Origin of the sequence: Tolypothrix sp. VBCCA 56010 (genome assembly GCF_050875635.1) — a bacterium.
In the GTDB taxonomy this organism is placed as follows: domain Bacteria; phylum Cyanobacteriota; class Cyanobacteriia; order Cyanobacteriales; family Nostocaceae; genus Hassallia.
In genome coordinates, this window is record NZ_JBPAOH010000002.1 from 13,869 (window position 1) to 26,946 (window position 13,078).

At 42.1% G+C, this 13,078-nt stretch carries 9 protein-coding genes; 6 read left to right on the plus strand and 3 right to left on the minus strand.

Going from position 1 to position 13,078, the window contains the following annotated elements; translation table 11 throughout:
* Positions 1-111: 111 nt before the first annotated feature.
* Positions 112-2,274 (plus strand): caspase family protein, encoded by a 2,163-nt coding sequence (locus AABK37_RS00745; protein ID WP_432549801.1) that lies wholly within the window; start codon positions 112-114, stop codon positions 2,272-2,274.
* Positions 2,275-2,448: 174 nt separating this feature from the next.
* The gene (locus AABK37_RS00750) at positions 2,449-3,537 is read left to right on the plus strand and encodes a tetratricopeptide repeat protein (RefSeq protein WP_432549708.1); all 1,089 of its coding nucleotides are present in this window, start codon (positions 2,449-2,451) and stop codon (positions 3,535-3,537) included.
* 81 nt (positions 3,538-3,618) lie between these two features.
* Here AABK37_RS00750 and AABK37_RS00755 read toward each other — a convergent pair whose 3' ends face one another.
* Positions 3,619-4,491, minus strand: coding sequence for an S-methyl-5'-thioadenosine phosphorylase (locus tag AABK37_RS00755; protein WP_432549709.1), 873 nt, complete (start codon positions 4,489-4,491; stop codon positions 3,619-3,621).
* 296 nt (positions 4,492-4,787) lie between these two features.
* On the opposite strand from AABK37_RS00755, the gene AABK37_RS00760 reads away from it, so the two are divergent.
* From AABK37_RS00760 to AABK37_RS00770, 3 genes are read left to right on the plus strand one after another with little or no spacing between them, the layout of a single operon-like run.
* Positions 4,788-4,913 (plus strand): hypothetical protein, encoded by a 126-nt coding sequence (locus tag AABK37_RS00760; RefSeq protein ID WP_432549710.1) that lies wholly within the window; start codon positions 4,788-4,790, stop codon positions 4,911-4,913.
* Entirely contained in the window at positions 4,882-5,139 is a 258-nt protein-coding gene (locus tag AABK37_RS00765) for a substrate-binding domain-containing protein (protein WP_432549711.1), read from the plus strand. Before AABK37_RS00760 ends, AABK37_RS00765 begins: the two co-directional genes overlap by 32 nt.
* Positions 5,090-6,586: a hypothetical protein gene (locus AABK37_RS00770; RefSeq protein ID WP_432549712.1), complete on the plus strand. Its 1,497-nt coding sequence runs from the start codon at positions 5,090-5,092 to the stop codon at positions 6,584-6,586. The genes AABK37_RS00765 and AABK37_RS00770 overlap by 50 nt, the downstream gene beginning before the upstream one ends.
* A 452-nt stretch (positions 6,587-7,038) precedes the next feature.
* Here AABK37_RS00770 and AABK37_RS00775 read toward each other — a convergent pair whose 3' ends face one another.
* Together AABK37_RS00775 and AABK37_RS00780 are read right to left on the minus strand one after the other, a co-directional pair.
* Positions 7,039-7,755: a DUF305 domain-containing protein gene (locus AABK37_RS00775; protein ID WP_432549713.1), complete on the minus strand. Its 717-nt coding sequence runs from the start codon at positions 7,753-7,755 to the stop codon at positions 7,039-7,041.
* Between the two features lie 275 nt (positions 7,756-8,030).
* On the minus strand, positions 8,031-10,175 hold the full coding sequence (locus tag AABK37_RS00780) for a GumC family protein (RefSeq protein WP_432549714.1): 2,145 nt from the start codon (positions 10,173-10,175) through the stop codon (positions 8,031-8,033).
* Between the two features lie 1,165 nt (positions 10,176-11,340).
* On the opposite strand from AABK37_RS00780, the gene AABK37_RS00785 reads away from it, so the two are divergent.
* Positions 11,341-12,690 carry a glycosyltransferase family 4 protein gene (locus AABK37_RS00785; protein ID WP_432549715.1) on the plus strand — a complete coding sequence of 450 codons (1,350 nt, stop codon included), beginning with the start codon at positions 11,341-11,343 and terminating at the stop codon, positions 12,688-12,690.
* The last annotated feature ends 388 nt before the right edge of the window (positions 12,691-13,078 follow it).

Below are 13,078 nucleotides of genomic sequence, written 5' to 3' on the forward strand. Positions count from 1 at the left end.
GTTAAACAAGTCTAAGTTTTTCTTTACCCTACAAACTTCAGCCCCTTAAGCTGATAACTGATGTTCCTTAGATCCGAAGTGGCTTGCAGTAGGGTAGGTTAATAAATAATGATGAAGCGACGAACGTTTTTACAACGGATTGGCTTTATACTCGCGGCGTTGGGAGTGACTGAGGCTGGATGGTTGTCCTTAGGTAATCGCTATTACCAAGCTTTGGCACAACCCAGCCCGCGTAAACTAGCGTTATTGATCGGTATCAATAAATATCCCCAAAATTTAGCACTTGGGGGCTGTTTAACTGATGTCGAACTGCAAAAAGAACTTTTGATTTACCGCTTTGGCTTTCAAGAGTCAGATATTTTGACTTTGACTGATGAACAAGCTACCAGAGAAAAAATTGAAAATGCTTTTTTAGACCATCTGGTTCAAGATGCTAAACCATCGGATGTGGTTGTCTTCCACTTTAGCGGTTATGGCAGCCGCGTTAAATTAAACGCAGCAGAAGAATCCCTGGTAAACACTCTCATTCCCTTTGATGGAACTTACATATCACAAAACAGTCCTAAAGTCAATTGTTTATTAGAAGAAACATTGATGTTATTGTGGCGATCGCTTCCCGCACGAGTAACAGCAATACTCGATACAAGCTATCATGCGCCATTAATCGCTCCATCAACAGCTTCTTTAATTCGCGCCTACCAAATGCCGGCAAAAGCCGAATTCGCAACAGCAGAACTCGACTTTCAAAAAGAACTTAAAAGCAAAAGTATAAGCGATCGCCCAGCGCTGCTGCTATCTGCGACCTCGAACCCCAAAGAGTTGGCGAGGGAAATACTATTATCTGGTTTCAGCGTAGGATTATTTACCTACGCCTTGACGCAGTATTTGTGGGAAGCAACTCCAGTAACGACAATTATTCACACTTTGTCGCAAGTGGGAAGTTCCATACGCCAACTCGATGGTAAACAGCAGCCAGGGTTATTAAATAGCGAAAAAAATCAATCAAAGTTACTGAGCGATAATTTTGTTACAGAAAGCATCATTGGTGCCCAAGGAGTAATTACAGCAATAGAAGAGGATGGTAAAACAGTCCAAGTGTGGTTAGGCGGAATACCTTTACAAGTGCTGGAGTATTATGGAGTCAATTCGCGACTGAGTTTAGTGAGCGAAGATGCGAATATACAAATTGTATTGCGATCGCGTAACGGATTAACCGCAAAAGCGCAAATCTCCGACGAAACTAAAAGTGCAACTCCGATTAAAGTCGGGCAATTAGTCCAAGAACAAAAGCGAGTTTTACCCAAAAATATTAACTTAAGCGTTGCTCTGGGTACTAAACTAGAAAGAATTGAGCGCGTAGATGCTACCAGTGGTTTTGCGACGATTTCTCGCGTATCTAGTGTAATTGCGGGAGAACAACCAGCCGATTATGTATTTGGGAAATTACCAGAAACAAAAATTCCCGATTCACCAGCATCTCCCAGTCGTTACGGTTTATTTTCTCTCTCCTGCGAATTGATTCCCAACACCGCAGGAGAAGATGGAGAAGCAGCGAAAGTTGCAGTACAACGCTTAGAACGAAGATTGCAAACTTTGCTAGCGGCGAAATTATGGCGACTGACAGAAAATGAAGGTTCTTCTCGCTTGGCAGTCAAAGCTAGTTTAGAGATAATTAGCGCTATAACGCCTCGTGTAGTCATGCAACGCGAAACAGTGCGAGTAACTGCACAATCGAGTAAGAAATTACTCAGCAGCGAAGCCGGATATGTTCCCACCGTACCTGTAGGTAGCCGGATGCAATACCGCGTAGAAAATTTGAGCGATCGCCCGATATATTTGATGCTGCTAGGATTAAATAGTAGTAGGACAGCGATCGCATTTTACCCCACTTCCCGCAGTCAAGAACTTAACGCCCAAACAAAACCACCCCTGAAAGAAATCGTCATCGCCCCTGGTGAAATTATCACCTTACCAAAAAGTGGCACTAATTCCGAATGGGTGATTCCCGGTTCCGCTGACGAATACGAACACCAAGTAATTTTTAGCACCGCACCCTTCACCCAAACCCTCGCCGCCGTTCAAGCTGCTAAATATTCCACCGCAGATAAACAACCGATTATCGAATTGTCCAAACCCTTAGAAGTAGCCCAAGCCCTTTTGCAAGACTTGCACAACGCCAGCGCAGCGAGGGAGACAACCAGCCAAAGTAGCGATTTTTACGCCTTTGATGTGAATAATTGGGCAAGTCTCAGCTTTATTTTTCAGGTGGTTTAATAAGGCAGTACGTACAACCTCTCTCTTCTTCTAACCTCTGTGTCCTTGGCGACTTGGCGGTAGCCTACGGCAACTTTGCCTTGGGCGAACGTTTCTTACTTATAAAAATGCGTAATTCACTTAATTAGCTTGGTATATAACTGTGTTTACTGGGCTTATAATGAGTAAATTATCATGACAATCAACAATCAAGTTGCAAGAGCGCTTTCTCTAGTTCTATTATCTGCTAGTGCTGCTACTGCTCAACCGAGTCAAATACCGACAGCGACACCAACTCTATCGGCTCAAGAAAAATTAGAAATAAGCGAGCAAGTTGACAACGAAGTAGATCGTGCTTTTGGGCACACTGCAACTTTACTGAATATTATGCTAGTCGTATTGACTTTGTTACCAATTTTAGCAGCGGCTGGTCTTTGGTTACTTCGTCGCAGCGTCATTAGTGAATTAGTAGCGGAAACAAAAAAGCGACTAGAAGAGGAAGTGGACGCACAACTACAAAAAGAAGTAGCCATAGAATTGCAAAAACAAACAGAAGCTTTTAAACAAGAGCTAGAAATATTAAAGTCAGATTTTGTCGGACAATTATCTCAGTTAAATAATCTTTTTGTAGATGCCCAAACTCAAAAGGAGCAAATATTTCAACAGCTATCTGCATTGACACCCGCACCTTCATTAGTTGTAGATTACATTCATCCAGAAATTCAGCAAAAAATCCAAGAATTGACAACACAACTAGAAAAATTAAAAGGTGGCAATCCGCAATTATTTTTCACAGCAAATGATTATTTAAAACAAGGTGATGCGCTCTTTGTTGAAGGTCGATATGATGAAGCATTTGCCAGTTATAATTTAGTAATTGAAAAACAACCGGAAATTTATTGTGCTTGGGTAAATCGCGGTTGGACACTGAGAAAATTGGGACGTTACGAAGAAGCAGTTTTATCCTATGATAAAGGAATTGAGATAAGATATGACCAATATATAGCCTGGTTTGGTCGTGGTAATGCCCTAAGAAAATTACAAAGATATAATGATGCGATCGCGTCCTATAATAAAACTCTAGAACTTCAACCAGATTTCCATTGGGCTTACCATCATAAAGCTCGTTGTCACGCATTACAAGGTAATCATGACTTAGCACTTGAAAGCCTGCAACAAGCAATTAATTTAAAAGTTGATAAACACCGAGAATTGGCAAAAACTAATCCAGACTTTGACATACTTCGCCAAGACGATCGCTTTCAGAAATTAATAAAAGGCTAGCTTATAATAGCCCACGAAGGTGGGCTTTGTTTGTATAGCCCCACCCTTCTAGGGTGAGGGCATTTTCATAAACGCCAACCCTCACAAATACTTCTGCAACAACAACCTCAACTTCTCTTTCGTTGCCGCTGGCGCTTTTTCCAAATTTGTCAAAATTGCATACTTCAAGGCTGAATGAGCATCACTAGACGGCGGATTTTCACTCAACCGTCGCACAGTTTCTTGAATCACCTTTTGAGCATTTACCGCATTCCGCTGTAAATTTGCAATCACCATTTCCACCGTCACACTATCATGATCTGAGTGCCAGCAATCATAATCTGTTACCAACGCTAAAGTTGCATAAGCGATTTCCGCTTCCCGCGCTAACTTCGCTTCTGGTAAATTCGTCATCCCGATTACAGTTGCACCCCAACTGCGGTAAAGATGCGATTCTGCCTTAGTTGAAAATGCCGGTCCCTCCATGCAGACATAAGTGCCACCGCGATGCAGACTTACATTTGGTAAATTGAGAGAAGCGATCGCATCCCCCAAAACTCCAGCTAAATTGCGACAAACCGGATCGCCAAAAGCAATGTGAGCTACAATTCCTTCCCCGAAGAAAGTTGAAACCCGATTTTTGGTTCGATCAATAAACTGATCCGGAACCACCATATCCAGTGGTTTAGCTTCTTCCTTCAACGAACCCACCGCACTAGCGGAAATTAAATACTCCACACCTAGTTGCTTCATCGCATAGATATTCGCACGAAAAGGCAACTCAGAAGGCAAAAGCGTATGATTGCGACCGTGACGCGCCAAAAAAGCTACCTGCGTCCCGTCCACAGTTCCCAGAATCAAAGCATCAGACGGTGAACCAAACGGTGTATCAACATGCACCTCCTCTACATCTTTAAGTGCATCCATCTTGTATAAACCGCTGCCACCAATAATCCCAATCTTAGCTTGAGCCATGATTCTTAACCTCTAGATGTAAAGGCAATGCCAAGCTATTTTACTAGGGAATGGGGAAAAGGCGCGAATTGCAAATTGGGAATAGCGAATCGGGAATAGTTTTTACCCATTCCCCATTACCCATTCCCCATTACCTGAGAATTGGTTGTTTTACTAGGTGTCGCCCAAGAATGAATGTTCTCACCATACGTATACGTTGGTGATGGAATGAATCGGCGAGCCGATACTAGGTACTAAATTTATAGTTTTTTTAAATTTTGTGGTGGGGAAAACCGAACACCATAATTTTTGCCATCATGACACCACTCACTACCCCAGAAGTCAAGTCAAACGAAAAATCTGAAACAACAAAAGAAGAAACTTCTCAAGGTACACCAGCAGTAAAACAAGATGGCAGCGGTTGGACGCCCACTCACGGATAAGGAGAAGGCTCAGGGACTCGTTGCCACTCCTGTTAGTCGGGAGAAGATCGCGATTATTGTAGGTTCTGACAATCCATTTAAGAAAAACCTCACCTTCGAGCAGTTCGCGAAGATGTTTCGAGGCGAGATAACTAACTGGTCACTCTTAGGAGGCACTCCTGGTAAGATTCGATTTATTGACCATCCAGAGTGGGGGGACACGCGGCGATCGCGCTTGCACCTATGATATCTTCAAAAAAGCCCCGTTTAAGAATGGAGCTAACACAACCACGCTGTCCCAGGACGACACTGCAACCATTGTGTCGGCACTCGGCAAGGATGGAATCAGTTATGCGATCGCAGATCAAGTACTCAGCTTGCCGAATGTCCGGGTCATTCCCATGCACAAAACCATGCCCTCGGACCCCCGTTATCCCTACTCCCAACCTCGGGGCTATGTCTATCGAAAAGAAACTGCCACTCCAGGAATGCTTGCCTTTCTGGGCTTTGCAACTTCAGCACCGGGACAGGAAATTTTAGCAGCTGCCAAACAGCAGGAAGCTGAGGCAGTGCGTCAATCTATAACGAGTGCTTCAACTTCAGGAACGTCAGTAGTAGCCACTGGTTCTTCTCCCAGTCCTGCACCTAATGGTCAAATTGCGCTTGTACCTACATCTACTAGTGAGGCAACCGAGCAAGGATTTCCCTGGTGGTGGCTTCTCTTGCTAGCAGGAATTCCTTTACTAGGATTACTTTGGTGGTTACTTAAGGAACGTCGAGGCAGAAGAACTGAAATTAACAACAAGATTGAGAACTTGGTTGCCAACAGTACTGAAATTAACAACAAGATTGAGAACCTCCGCAACGATTGGAATCGGACTTTTATGAGTCTGCTTACACAGCACGGAGATGAAGTAATCAACACAATAGCTAGCCGAGAGTCATTCAACAGAGTAATTACTCAGAAGCTTGTCAATAATAATGCTGAACTTCACCACTACATCAGCCAACAAATCGACAACATTTTTGAGCAAAAAATACACAATCACATGCAAGTGATTGCTCGGAACCTTGTTCAGAATAATCAGGAATTAAAGCAGTACATCGACCAGCGCTTACAGCACAGTGTAACCAGCAACACTGAAATGAACAACCAGATTCTCAACTTAGTTGCCAACAGTACTGAAACTAACAACAAAATTGAGAACCTCCGCAACGATTGGAATCGGACTTTTATGAGTCTGGTTATACAGCACGTCGATGAACTAATCAACACAATAGGTAGCCGAGAGACATTCAACAGAGTAATTACCCAGAACTTGGTCAATAATAATGCTGAACTTCAGCACTACATCAGCCAGCAAATCGACAACATTTATGACGAAAAAATACAAAATTATATCTCTGCGATTACCCAGAATATTAGCCAGGAAATCGACAACAGTTATATCAACCAACTCATAAGAACCAAGAACGAACTGACTGCGCTCATGAACAATGCAGACAGAAATCTCTACGAGTGGACTCTGGGAGAACTGATGGTAATTAAAGGTTGCTTAAGCGACCGTGAGGTTCTTGTCGAGCAGCTAGTCACTTTCAGCGCTGAACTCAGAACTAAGCTGGATGGTATCGCCTGCGTGGACATCAACACATTCAAGCCGTTCAAACCTATCTCGATAGATCGGAAGCAGTAAGAGCAGATTGTCATCAACAAAGAGATCGGTTCATAACTTGCGCTTTGTCCGAGCAAGGCAATGTAATTGCCACTTTGAAGAACTATATCAAGTGGCTTTAACTAGCCTTAAACAGAAGCCGACCGCCAAACTTGCGTTTGGTGCGTCGATGTAAATCAGACAAGACAAAAGCATTCTAACGAACCGCCTTCTCAATCGCAAAGACGCTAGCCTGCGGATGAATGCGTACTTTGTTGGAGAAGCCGTTCGCCTTGGTGTCGCAGACAGGGCTAGCAGTACGCGAACGGGCAGTGTAATTTATTTTTCTGCGATCGCCGATTAGGCATCGCGATTCAATAATCCTTGAGTACTGGGTTTCATGCGCTATGTGGGAGCGCGATACTCCCTAGGAGTTGGAATTGCGCTTATCTCTCAGTCTGGCATTGAGAAATGAAATCAAGATGAAATCAAGCTTACTTGTTGTACCAAGTTTTACGCCATTGCTTCATTTGATTAATCTCTGCATTTTGTGATTTAATAATCTCTTGGGAGAGTTTCTTAATTTCCGGGCGTTGAGACTTTTTCAACGCATCTTCTGCCATTGTTACAGCGCCTTCATGGTGAGGAATCATCGCATTGATAAAGCGCAAGTCAAAATCTTTATCAGCCGCACCCAAATCCATATTCATCATCATGCTGTTCTTTTGGTCGGATGACATTTCCATCATGTGACCCATTTGAGCATCGTAAGCCATTGGTTTATCACCAGCTTTAGGATACCAAGCTGTTCGCCACTGCTTCATTTCTTGCGTTTCTTGGTTTTGCGCTTTGATGATTTCGTCTGCTAGCTTTTTGATTTCCGGACGTTTTGATTTTTGCTGTGCTTCCTTAGCCATTTCTATGGCTCCTTGATGGTGCGGTGTCATACCGTCGATGAAGCGTAAATCGTAGTTAGCATCGCTTGGACCCAAATCCATCGCCATGCTGTGATTCATGCCACTTCCGTGCATCTGCTGCTTATCGCTAGCGTTGGTAGCGGTGGTGTTTGGCGTTTGAGCTTGATTTTGGTTAGCAGTACAAGCTGCAAGTAACCCGCTAGTTGAGGCGATGCTCCCAAGGGGAGCCGCCCAAGGGGCGATCGCACTTAAGGTTAACGCCAAAAAGCCATTTTTCAAAGACAGGAGTTGCATAACTTTCTTCGTTAATTTGCTAATTCCATTGTCAACTCTCCACTCAGCTAGAGAGTCAACAAGATTGCAAAGAAAATTTAAAAAAAGCGAATTTTCAGATAAATATGCATCTAATTACACATATTGTAGAGACGTTCCGCCGGAACGTCTCTACGACGGTTGCGACGTTTTTATTACTGTTAATAAGGGGGGACATAATATGATAGCCCACGAAGGTGGGCTTTGTTCGTATAGCCTCAGGCTTCCAGCCTGCGGGCTTAATTTAGCGCAACTATTTAATTATTTTTCTGAGCGTTACCAACGATGCCTAAAACACTCATTCGCGAAAGTTTCAAGTTATCCAAAGCTCGCTTGAGAACAGAACTGTCTGTTTTGTCCATCCTTACCACAAGCAAAATTCCATTTGTGTGGGGTGCTATCAGGCTAGCATCAGCTAGTCCAACTAATACAGGAGCGTCATATATCACCAAGTCAAAGCTGTTATGAAATTCTTCCATCAGTCGCTTCATCTTTTCCGAGGAGAGCAACTTGGTGGGATCGGGTGGTATGGGTCCCGAAGTAATTACAGATAATTCGTTCATAGAAGGTAGTTGCCGAATCACCTCCCCCACTGGCAAGTTTGTCGAAATTAAATTACTCAATCCCCAAAGATTATTTAAATTTGATAAAGTGTGAATCGTGGGATTCCGCAGATCGGCATCTACAAGTAGTACTCGTTGCCCCATTGCTGTAGCTATTTGAGCTAAATGAAATGCAACTGTAGACTTACCGTCACCAGACATGGCTGAACTAATAATTATCGAGCGAATTGGGCGATCGGAACTGAGCAGTTGAATATTCGTAGAAAGTACCCGTAAAGCTTCCAAAAATTTGGGGGAATAATTGCTATAGTCCTGGTCGGGTATTACAGCTAACCCGGGAACATTCTCACGCAGCGAATCTGTTACTCTGACTATGGGAATGTTTTGTTTGGTTGTGCCATGTTGACCATTTTGGAGTTGCTTTTCAAATGGAATAGTTCCTAACAACGGCAGTTTGATTTTCTCTTTCAGGGCAGCGGCAGTATGATAGGTATTGTCCAGTTTTTCAATTAGTATGGCGATGCCAATTCCTATGGCTAGCGAAGCGAAAAATCCCGAAATCAAATTACGTTTGATATCCGAAGATAAAGGACTTTCAGGTTTACTTGGAGCTTGAATTAACTGCCAAGGTAGTTCTGTCTGAGCCACCTGAATTTGCAGTGTTTCGCGGGTAGTAAGAAAACGATTCAAGCTTTCAGTTGCAACCTGCAATGTTCGCTGCATTTCGGTATATTGTCGTGCCAAAACTGGCAATTGCTTGCGTCTTTCTTCGAGTTTCTCTTCGGCTTTGGCAAGCTCTTGGCTCTGCACTTCTAAAGTTTGAACTTGAGTGGCTACGTCTGCAACTTTTACATCCAAAAAGCGCTTTGCTTCTTGACGTAGCAAAGGCAGCAGGTTGTCCCGTTTCTCCTTTAATGTTCGCATGTTTGGGCTATCTGACTGGAAACGAGCTGACTCCGCAGCAATCTGAGTTTCCAATTGACGCACTTGAATAATTAACTGCTGATATACAGTAGCATTATTCAACGCTGCCAGTTCTCCGTCTTGTGCTTGTAAGCCAGCTAAATTAGCACGAGCTTGTGCCAATTGCTGATTAATTGCTAATCGTTGCCCAGATAATATGTTGACTTGATTAGCGATTTGCTCTGCCTGGGTGTCGGGGTCGATAAAGTCGTATTTTTGCCGGAAATTTTGCAAATCTTTTTGAATTTCATCAACTCGTTTCTGTAAGGATGGCAGTTGTTTTTCAACAAACTGAATCCCCTGACGCAACTTGGTTTGCCGCTTTTCCAGGCTGTAATTTAAGTAATCCGTAGCAATTTGATTTAGTACTACTTTAGTCTTATTTGCATCGTTACTTCGATAGCGAACTTCTATAATCTTGGTTGTACCTAAGCGAATAATAGTCAGAGAATTTAGAAGAGAATCATAATCTATTTCTGGATAGGAACCTTGCAATTGCTTAACGATGTTCCCCATCAGTTCAGGACTCTTGAGGACTTGAATTTGACTTTCGTAATCTAGACTAGACTTGGCTGCGTTAGCGTCTTTGACAACATCCAGCATTTTGGTATCATCATTAACAGGTTCCACTAATAGCCGAAAATTGCCTTCATATTCTGGTTTTTGCGAGAGTGCTTGGCTGACAACAATTGCCATCACAATAGTGGCTACCCCTGCAATGATAAGCGATCGCCGCCGTAAAATACCCACAAAATCACGAAAATTCCAATCATTTTCTTGTCCTTCCGACTCCGTAAAAGGTTGAGTCTGAAGAAATGGAGAGCTAAAGTTCCTATTTTGGTCAGAACTTGAGGGTTGAGAAGAATTATTCTCCATAAAGTCGGTTTCCGTGTATTCCTACTGGCTCTCCCGTTGGGCTGGACATTTTATTACTTGTAAGTGCCTTAGCTCGACAAAATCCATTTTATGGAACTATTTTGCGAGGTTTTTGAAGAATTTTTAGATTTAACTATTAGACATCTAAAAAACGCATAATTTTTTTTAGCTCAAGCTATTACGCATCTATATTATACAGTTAATAAAATAATTCATCAGGCCGATCGGACAATTAGAAGTTCTATTTTATACTACCTCTTTTTTGTGCTGACGATAATTGATATCGCAGATTAAATAATTAAAAATGAAGATGAAACTTATATTTGAGCAAATAAATCTCTTGAGGCTTTGACCGAATAAATACTTAGGTATTGTATTTTTTGTATAAACTAATTAAGGATTTATACATAAATAAATCGTAATTTTATGAAGAGAGTGTAAAAAAGAACTATATTTATATAAATTTTTCATGAAGTACATAAGTAAATTTCAAACATGGTATTCTAATTAAAAATTACATGTAAAGATAAAAAAGGAACAGCAAATTCTGGACAAGAATTACATGTAATAGTAAAAAAAAGAACTTGAAGACTGATATGATATGATTCAAATCTCATTTAATTCAGGGGTGCTCCGAGTTTTTAACCAGAAGGCAGTTTAGAATGGCGGCTACTACCTTAATAGTCTCTGGAAACAAAGTCAAGAAAAGTTCTGTATTCAGAGAAAGCATAGGGACTTTCCTTAAAGTCTAAGGTTTCAGTAGTAGCAAATGTTGTTAATCAGATTTGTTTTTATGTTGTGTGTTTTGATGTCTGTGTCATGTGTTATTCTGTCCAAAAAAAGTACGTATTATCAACTCAAATGACATGCAGCTTTGTATAAAGAGGCTACAAAGCTTGCAGATACGTCCTGTGAGTTTCAGGAAAATTTTGCACAGACTAATACATCGCCCAGCTCGAATGAGTTTAGCTTTGTATTAATCTGCACCACTAGGTCGGCTTGCCGTTACCTTCTGTGACTCTTGGGATTTTACCCGCTAATTAACACTCGTACATCGCAGTCAAGCAATTGTAGAGATTTATAAAGCCGGGTAAATTTTTCATGTCAATTAATGGCTTGGCTTGAGTATTTCAGTGGCGTTTTCAAGAAGATTAGGGTGTAGCCGATGAGACTTAATGAATGGATTAATATCAAGTTATTTCAATCGCTCTCTTCAGGGTTAGAAAGTAAGAATCAGCATTCTCTAAAAAATCAACAGTCGATCAAATTGTCTGTAATCACTCAGTTTTTCCCGCCAGACTATGCGGCAACAGGACAGTTGATTGAGGAACTTGTGAGACATTTAGGGTATCTTGGGATAGACATTGAGGTTTTTACCAGTCAGCCTGGATATGCGTTTCGGACTCAATACGCTCCAGCAGTTGAACGGATAGGTCGAGTGCGAATTCAGCGATCGCGCACTGCTAAACTTGGGGCCGGGCGAATTCGCGGCAAAGCCGTCAATGGTATTTTGTATACGTTGCGGGCAGCGCTGCATCTATTTAGGGCGAGACATCGCAACAATGTCTTATTAGTGACAACAGCTCCGCCATTTTTGCCACTTGTGGGATATCTGGGTTATCTGTTGTTCAAAATTCCTTATGTTTGCATCCTCTATGACCTTTATCCGGATATAGCGATCGCTCTGGGTGTAATTCCCAAGCATCACTGGCTAGCGCGATTATGGCAAGCGCTGAATAAAAAGATTTGGCGAAACGCTAAGGCGATCGTCGTTCTTAGTCCAGCGATGAAACTACAAGTGGCGGCGAATTGTTCGCAGATAGCCGATAAAATTTCTGTGATTCACAGTTGGGCAGACCCTGACTCAATTGTGCCAATTGCCAAGCAAGAAAACTGGTTTGCTTGGAAGTACAACCTAGTGAAGAAATTTACCGTACTCTACTCCGGTAATCTAGGTCGGTGTCATGACATGGATACCATTCTAGAAGCGGCAAAGCAACTGCAAGATGAGCCAATTCAGTTCGTCTGCATTGGTGGTGGAGCAAAACGCGATGAGTTGATTGAGCAAGTGAATCAATTAGGATTGAGCAATTTTATGTTTTTACCCTATCAAGACAAGGAGGTGTTGCCCTACTCACTAACAGCTTGCGATCTGTCGCTCGTGAGTGTGGATGAGTGTACGGAAAATTTAGTCACGCCAAGCAAGCTTTACTCAGCTTTAGCATCGGGAAGACCGATCGCAGTGATTTGCTCTTCTTATTCATACCTGAGACAACTCATTGCCGAAGCCAACTGTGGTGGCACGTTTGAGAATGGAGACGGTAATGGTCTAGCTCAATTTATTCGCTTGCTGAGTCGCGATCGCCAACTAGGGGAACGCATGGGTAAAGCCGGACGTCAATATTTGCGATCGCATTTCACACCCAAAATTATCTCCAAACAATATTTTGATGTTTTGGCAAGAGTGATATTATCTGAAGATGTGAGATTTATGTCTCAAAATCTCACAGAGTAAGTTATTGGGGATATTGGGCTGGCACTGCCAATAGATATTCAGCTTGGGAACATAAATATTTGCGCTTTTATTGTTACCCAATCTAAATATTCTCTTCGGTGGAGGCAATAGAATTTACCAGGTTTTGACAAAGTATCTACCATCACAAATAAGATTAGTAATACTTATGTTACTATGACTTGTCATCCTGAATACTTACTGGAGCAACAAACGTGCCAAATTCCGGTGAGTAAACATTTACCTTTTAATTTGAGCCTCATTATCTAGCTCAAATTAACCGACAATTTCCATCTTATTGTGGCGAAAAACGGTGAGATTGAAGGATTAAATATTATGAACACTTAAAGGTTAAGAAAAGTTATTGCCAGATAGTAACAGCACTTGCAAT